This window comes from Parabacteroides sp. AF39-10AC (assembly GCF_003635405.1).
Classification (GTDB): domain Bacteria; phylum Bacteroidota; class Bacteroidia; order Bacteroidales; family Tannerellaceae; genus Parabacteroides; species Parabacteroides distasonis.
Map to the genome: position 1 here is coordinate 1 of NZ_QTLP01000062.1, position 6,344 is coordinate 6,344.

The 6,344-nt window shown below is 41.9% G+C and carries 9 protein-coding genes; 3 read left to right on the forward strand and 6 right to left on the reverse strand.

What is annotated here, in order from left to right:
- The first annotated feature begins 107 nt into the window (after positions 1 to 107).
- From btgA to DW033_RS24005, 3 genes are all read left to right on the forward strand, one after another.
- Positions 108 to 713, forward strand: coding sequence for a mobilization protein BtgA (gene btgA, locus DW033_RS23990; RefSeq protein ID WP_117589363.1), 606 nt, complete (start codon positions 108 to 110; stop codon positions 711 to 713).
- Entirely contained in the window at positions 710 to 1,588 is an 879-nt protein-coding gene (btgB, locus tag DW033_RS23995; protein WP_122383238.1) for a mobilization protein BtgB, read from the forward strand. Before btgA ends, btgB begins: the two co-directional genes overlap by 4 nt.
- 655 nt (positions 1,589 to 2,243) lie before the next feature.
- The gene (locus tag DW033_RS24005; protein ID WP_229095821.1) at positions 2,244 to 3,035 is read left to right on the forward strand and encodes a phosphatase PAP2 family protein; all 792 of its coding nucleotides are present in this window, start codon (positions 2,244 to 2,246) and stop codon (positions 3,033 to 3,035) included.
- A gap of 27 nt (positions 3,036 to 3,062) precedes the next feature.
- Here the strand turns inward: DW033_RS24005 and DW033_RS24010 are convergent, their stop codons facing one another.
- From DW033_RS24010 to DW033_RS25155, 6 genes are all read right to left on the reverse strand, one after another.
- Positions 3,063 to 3,590, reverse strand: coding sequence for a hypothetical protein (locus DW033_RS24010; protein WP_117589362.1), 528 nt, complete (start codon positions 3,588 to 3,590; stop codon positions 3,063 to 3,065).
- A gap of 102 nt (positions 3,591 to 3,692) precedes the next feature.
- Complete coding sequence (locus tag DW033_RS24015; RefSeq protein WP_016274500.1) at positions 3,693 to 3,884, reverse strand: hypothetical protein; 192 nt, start codon at positions 3,882 to 3,884, stop codon at positions 3,693 to 3,695.
- A gap of 3 nt (positions 3,885 to 3,887) precedes the next feature.
- A complete protein-coding gene (locus DW033_RS24020; protein ID WP_117589365.1) occupies positions 3,888 to 4,862 on the reverse strand; it encodes a replication initiation protein in 975 nt (324 codons plus the stop codon).
- Positions 4,863 to 5,339: 477 nt separating this feature from the next.
- Positions 5,340 to 5,654, reverse strand: coding sequence for a helix-turn-helix domain-containing protein (locus tag DW033_RS24025; RefSeq protein WP_007851388.1), 315 nt, complete (start codon positions 5,652 to 5,654; stop codon positions 5,340 to 5,342).
- Between the two features lie 5 nt (positions 5,655 to 5,659).
- Positions 5,660 to 6,007, reverse strand: a complete 348-nt coding sequence (locus DW033_RS24030; RefSeq protein WP_117589366.1) for a type II toxin-antitoxin system RelE/ParE family toxin — start codon at positions 6,005 to 6,007, stop codon at positions 5,660 to 5,662.
- A gap of 89 nt (positions 6,008 to 6,096) precedes the next feature.
- Positions 6,097 to 6,344, reverse strand: a 248-nt coding sequence (locus tag DW033_RS25155; RefSeq protein ID WP_233554306.1) for a hypothetical protein, incomplete at its 5' end; no start/stop codon positions are given.

Consider the following 6,344-nt stretch of genomic DNA (forward strand, 5'->3'; position numbering starts at 1 on the left):
CAGCCGTTTAAGATTTTTAGCCACAATTATTTTGAAATTGTGGCTAAAATCATATCTTTGTAAATCAGAGATTTAATAATATAAGTAGCAATTAAAATCGCAATTGTATGGATAAGGAAACAACCACCTCGGTAACCATTGACCGGAAAACGTTTGCCCGGCTTGACAGGCTGGCAAAGTCCAATAATGTATCAAAGAAAGACTTCCTTTCCTGTGCGCTGGAGTACTTCGAGAAGTACGGCATCAATCCGGTTGAGCATGAAAGCCCGGCAAAGGAAATGCAGAAACTTATCAAACGCTGTGATCAGGTGATAGCGTTCATCAGGAAGCAGGAGCAGGATTTCTTGCGTCCGGCTTGTGAAGCCATGGGCAGTACAAGCATGAGAGTGACCATGAGCATGGACTCGATACTTACGGAAAAAAAGTTCAGCCAATACCAAAAAGACAATGACCTATTCATGCGTGACCTTGCAAGCCTTGCCGGGATAAGGGAGCAGGCTTTGGACCGGGCGGAAAAGGCAGTCGGTCAGTCGAGGGATATGCTTCTGAAGAACCAACAAGCCATTTATGCAAGGCTGGACGCTGTGACGCAAAGGCAGGAGAAGATCTTCTCCTATATCGCAAGCTATATCGATGCGAAAGGAAAAGCCGGGCTTTTCGATGATATAAAAGCCTTGTACAAGGACGAGAAGAACAAAAGGGAAAAGATATGAACGTGAAGATACAGGGAGGCGGTAACGGCACATATGCCAATACAGGCAGTTGCGTTGCGGTGACGAACTATCTCCAGCATGAGGATTTGGAGAGGATGAAGAAAGGGGAGGAGGTGCAGCCATTCTTCAACCAGTTCCGGGACTACGTGAGCGCAAGGGAGGTCACATTCAAGATAGACAACAACAAGGCTAAGTTAAGCCGGACTGACGCAAAGTTCTATGTTATCACTGTCAGCCCTTCAGAGAAGGAGCTGCGCTGCATGGGCGGAACTCCGCAGGAGCGTGCGGAAGCCTTACGGCGGTACATACGACAGGATGTGATGAGAAACTATGCGGAGGGCTTCGGAAAAGGCTTGAGAAGCGATGATGTGGAATATTACGCAAAGATCCACTTCAACCGGGACGGTGACAGTGACAGTGATATGCACGCACATATCATCGTCAGCCGGAAAGACCGGAGCAACACCAGGAAGTTAAGCCCTAAAACGAACCACACCGGAAAGAAGAACTGCGGCAACGTGAAGGGAAGTTTTGACCGGACGGATTTTTTCCGGAAGTGTGAAAGCTCTTTTGATCGGCGAATGGGGTTTGACCGGGAGCCGGAGGAAAGTATCGACTACCTTAACGCCGTCAAGAACGGCAACCCGGCAGAAATTGCCCGACAGGTGGAGCGTGCGCAGCGCATCAGAAAGGAGAAATGGGACAATCTCAAAACGGAGCTTCAAACCCGGCAGGAGCCGGAGATGTCAAAAATCCGACAGGTGGAGAAAACACCCGACATCGAGCAGCCCACTCCCAAGAAGCAGCAGGAGGAAGATTTGGAACTCCGGCAGAAGCCCAAAAAGAGCAGAGGTTTTGGCATGGGCAGTTGGTAATTTTTCTATTTTCCGGCACAAAGGTAGCTACGCACGCCGCATTTGTCAAGGGACGTTTCACTCTCCGGGTAAAAAATACCGCACGAGCGAAGCGAGCACAGGAGATTTTTTACCCTTCGCCCTTGACAAATACTCTGTGCTTCGCTGGCAGGTGTTTAGGAAAAAAGAAAAAAATGTTGCTCTTTGGTGGGGTGTCCGTTTTGTCATTCTGTTACCGTTGTATTAAGTATTCGCTCTGTACTTCTTGATTTAGTATAATAGCAAAAATATGGGTTTATGAAAATGGAAGGACTGGCAAAATATTAATATTCAATATATTTCGCTATCTTTGCAGCCTCAAAATTGGATTAAGTATTTATTTAAAAGATTAAGGCAATGGTAAAAGCATGAAATACTAAAGATATAACATAAACATATAATTAATAGCGTTTACTATTATTCGGTATACTCTGAAAATTTGGCGATTAGATGATGTATAGACACGAATAAGTTCTGTGAACGCCTGCGCTATGCGTGGGTGGAACTTATCGTCTATACGGGTTACGCCAAATACCTCAGAGTGTTGATAAGGAAGCCCACGCTTCTTTTTTTTACGCTTTGGGGTATTTGTTTGTTGTGCCCGTATCGAATTATAGTTCGCACAACAAAAGCGTAGATGAAAAAATATTTTTTTACGAGAGAATCTTTATTGGCGATAGGGATTTTCATGTTTTCTTTTACCCATATATGGGCGCAAAATGGAGTGAAGGATAGTTTGTATAAGGAATTACCGAAACCTGTTTTAGATGAAGTGTATCAATTGAAATTTAAAGAGGTGTTAGTTCCTGTCATGGGGATAGGTACAGCAGCTTTGTTTGTCTGTGATGGCTGGTTTACAGAACAGAGGGAGAATGTGCAGGATCTCCTTTCTGCCAAAGGAAGAAATAAAATCAAGTTTGATGATTATATGCAATATTCGCCAATGGTCGCAGTTTATGGGTTAAACCTTGCAGGTGTGAAAGGGAAGCATAGCTTTAAAGGCAGGACAATAATTTTGGCAATGTCTTATGCAACTATGGGAATGATTGTCAATACGATGAAATATTCGTTTAAAGAGAAAAGACCGGATAGTAATACTCGAAATTCTTTTCCATCCGGTCATACTGCTACGGCATTTATGGGAGCTGAATTTCTTTACCGGGAATATAGGGATGTGTCGCCATGGATTGGTTATGCAGGGTATGCGATAGCAGCAATTACGGGATACTTGAGAATATACAATGACAGGCATTACCTCAATGATGTGGTAGCAGGGGCTTGTATTGGTGTTTTGAGCACGAAACTGGCTTATTGGTTGTATCCTAAGATATTTAAGAAATCCGAATGTTACAAAGAGCATGTGGCGATAGTGACCTTGCCTTATTATTCCGCAAAAGAAGTTGGTTTGAACATGTGTATTTGTTTTTAGGGATAGACAAAGTAATGTTTATTAGTTTTATACATCTAATTCAGTGTTTACATGTATTTTTCCGAAAGTCTTTTGCTCGTCACGCACCCGGCACAGTTCCCGGTGCGCCTTTTCCTTGTATTCCAGCAAAGCGGAGTTTTCGGAGCGCAGCCGGGCAATCTCCCTTTCTTGTTCTTCGCTTTTGGCTTCTGCCTTTGCTTTTTCTTCGGCAGCATGGGCGATCAGTTCCGGCGCAGGGAGTTGCTTGGCGGTCTGTTCCCGGACTGCCTGTAATAGCTGGCGAACCGCTTCCGTTCCCTCGTTGTGTCGTTCCATGATCTTTGCGGATTGTTCCAGCCGCCCGGCAACCTTTTCTAATGGGGAGAGGTCAAAAGCTTCACCCCGGAGGTCGAACCCGGTTCTTTGGAAATAATCAACGGATAACTCGACAAATTCTTTGCGAGTTATACCCGTACCGTTTAAATACTCGTCTAATTTTTGGGCGTACTCTTGGCTTATCGCTATGGTGGTAAGCGGTGTTTTCCTCTTTTGCTTGCTTTCCTGTCCTTTTTCCATTGCTGTAAAATGCTATATTCTGTTGCAAAGGTAGTTATAAGTATTGTTATAGCAATTTATCACAAACATTATTGCAATTTATTGCGGTTATAGCAAAATAAATCATCTTGCTATTAGCTGGAAGTCATGGTAAACGCCCCCATTTCTTCCGCAGGCTTCCGGACATGGTTCGGTGAATATCACTGTTACGAATATTGCCCCGGCGAACTTCTCTATCTCTGTAACCATTGCCCGTAAATCCCTGCCATAGCCGTTTATTTCGGCTGGTACGATAACTTTATCACCTGTTTTCATAAGCTATTTTCTATCTTTTAATTTCCCTTTGATTGCATTGATAATATACCCCTTGGGGTTTTTCTTTTCTCTTGCTTTTCCCTTGAGAATGGAAAGCTCTAGCATTATGTCAAGCTCTTTTTGCGCAGCCTTGAAAAGGTCTATGTTGTTCTTTATCTCTTGGTCTGTGAATAGCAGGTCTTGTTTTAGATAGTTCCGTATGAGCCTGTCTAAGTCCCACCCTAAGCTGACCTGTTTTTGTAGTTCGTGCTTTTCGAGTTCCTCGTCCCTGTGCTCCGGCTGGTATTTTGGATATAGTTTTAGTGAATGGAAAGAACGTCCGTCCTTTAAGATTTTGTATTCAAAGGAATAGGGGCTTTTGGCGTCTAATTCTTCTTTCGCAGGCTTTACAATCCACTTGATAAAGTCGGGGTTTCGCTTGTATTTGTCTTGTACGCCGAACATGATTTTTAAGTCCTCGATTGTATAAATCAAGGGTCTTTCCTGTCCGCTCATAAGCTCATAGAACCGCATCGAGTATTGGCTTGTAAATTCCATTGCCGTTTTAAGCTCATATTTCCTGAATCCCTTTGAGAAGTTGAGTACGGCATTATATATTTCCGGCTGTATCTCAAATCTTACCCAGCCCCTTTTATAGTTGAATTGTGGCTTCTCGATAATACCTATCACTTTCCATACCTGCCCGTCATCGAACTCAAAAGCCTTGTTTCTAAGGTCTAAAAGGGCTTTTTTCACACGGGTATAGTTCTCATCGTCATCGTTGGCTAAAAACGCAGAAATGGGCATTAAAACAACCCTGTCATCGTACAAATTCTTCTCGATTCGCAGCCCGGGATATAGTTTTTTTCCTTCAAGTTCACATTGCATAGCTTCTACAAGACGGTACAAAATGCGTTTTTCGTACACGGAAAAGTTATACTTTGATACGGTCATTAAATAACTCTGTATCACGTCTTTGTTCGTAATCTTTACAGCCATATTCATGTAATTTTAAAAACGAGAGATTGAATGTTCGCAAATATAGAAATTAAAAACGAGATTGAAAAATGTATCTCCACAAAAACATTCAAAAACTCGTTTTTAAAGAGCAAAATAACATTCAAAAACTCGTTTATAACATTCAAAAACTCGTTTTTAATCCCTTTTGTGTTGCTATAATTTGTTGATAGTTAGTAATTTATAAATGCAATTTCAAAAGTTGATAAGCATATAACAAGCTATGCTTTAAAACAAGTCAAAGAGATTTTAGGAGGTCAAGAAAAACGGAAATAGCCTAAAAACGAGTTTTTGAATACTTGTGAAAGCAAAGCAAAAGCCAAGCGCAGCGGGGTAAATCGAGCGAATTTTCCCGCGTGTTAATATGTGTTTAATTATGATTTTTTATGTATAAAGCGAGAATTTTCCGGGATGCGTTTTCGCTCCCGGATTTGATATAACTTTTTGTTATATAGTTAGTTACCATAACGCAACTTTTCCCATGCTTCCGATTTCAAGTTTAGCACTTATCCCCATAGCCTTAAAAACTCTTGCAATGGTGGAAAAGGTTAAGTTCTTACCGTTTTCAATTCGGGAGATTTGAGCACGCTGCACTCCTATCAGATTACCTAACTCCTCTTGGGTTAAGTTCTTTGATTGGCGAGCCTGTTTAATGGCTTCACCTATCAAAAAGGAGTTAAGTTCTTCTTCGTAGGCATCACGTTTGGGAGTACCTTTTTCCCCGATGTATTTATCCTCGATTTCTTCGAGTGTATAAAATTTCTTTGCTTCCATACGCTTTATCTTTTTGAATTAAAATAATCTTTTCTAATCTCTTCGGCTTTGGCTATTTCTTTGGGAGGTGTCTTTTGGGTTTTCTTGATAAACCCATGCGTTGCGATTACCAGAGTGTTTATCTTATCGTCCTTATCCCAAAAAGCAAGAAGCCTGTACTTGGTTTTGTTATAGAACGTTCTGAATTCCCAAATATCCGTATCATCCAATTTCTTGAATAAATCTGGATCAATTACAAAGGTAGATTTACGAATATTGCTAATGATCTTCTCACGTACCTTGTTGGGCAATCCGTCTAAAAACTCTTGGGCTTCGTTGGATAATTTGACCTTGAATCTTGATTTTGCTTCCATATAAAGTTTTTCAGTGTTGCAAAGATAATCTTTTGTTTCCATATAGCGAAACAATTTGTGTTTATTTTATGCAGCCTGTTGTGTCGTTTTTATGTGTTTTTTTGTTTGTGGAATAGGTTCTTTCTTAGTGCCTCGCTCCGACTTCTCCCCGTCCCCCTTGTACGAGCTTTCGCCGTACCGCAGGGGAGGGTGTTCGCCGGATGCGAAGCAGCCGAAAGAACAGCAAGAGGAAACCGGGCAAGCCCTGTTTTTTCCTCTTGCCCTGCGGGGCTACGGCTGAAAATCAGCCGTTTAAGATTTTTAGCCACAATTATTTTGAAATTGTGGCTAAAATCAT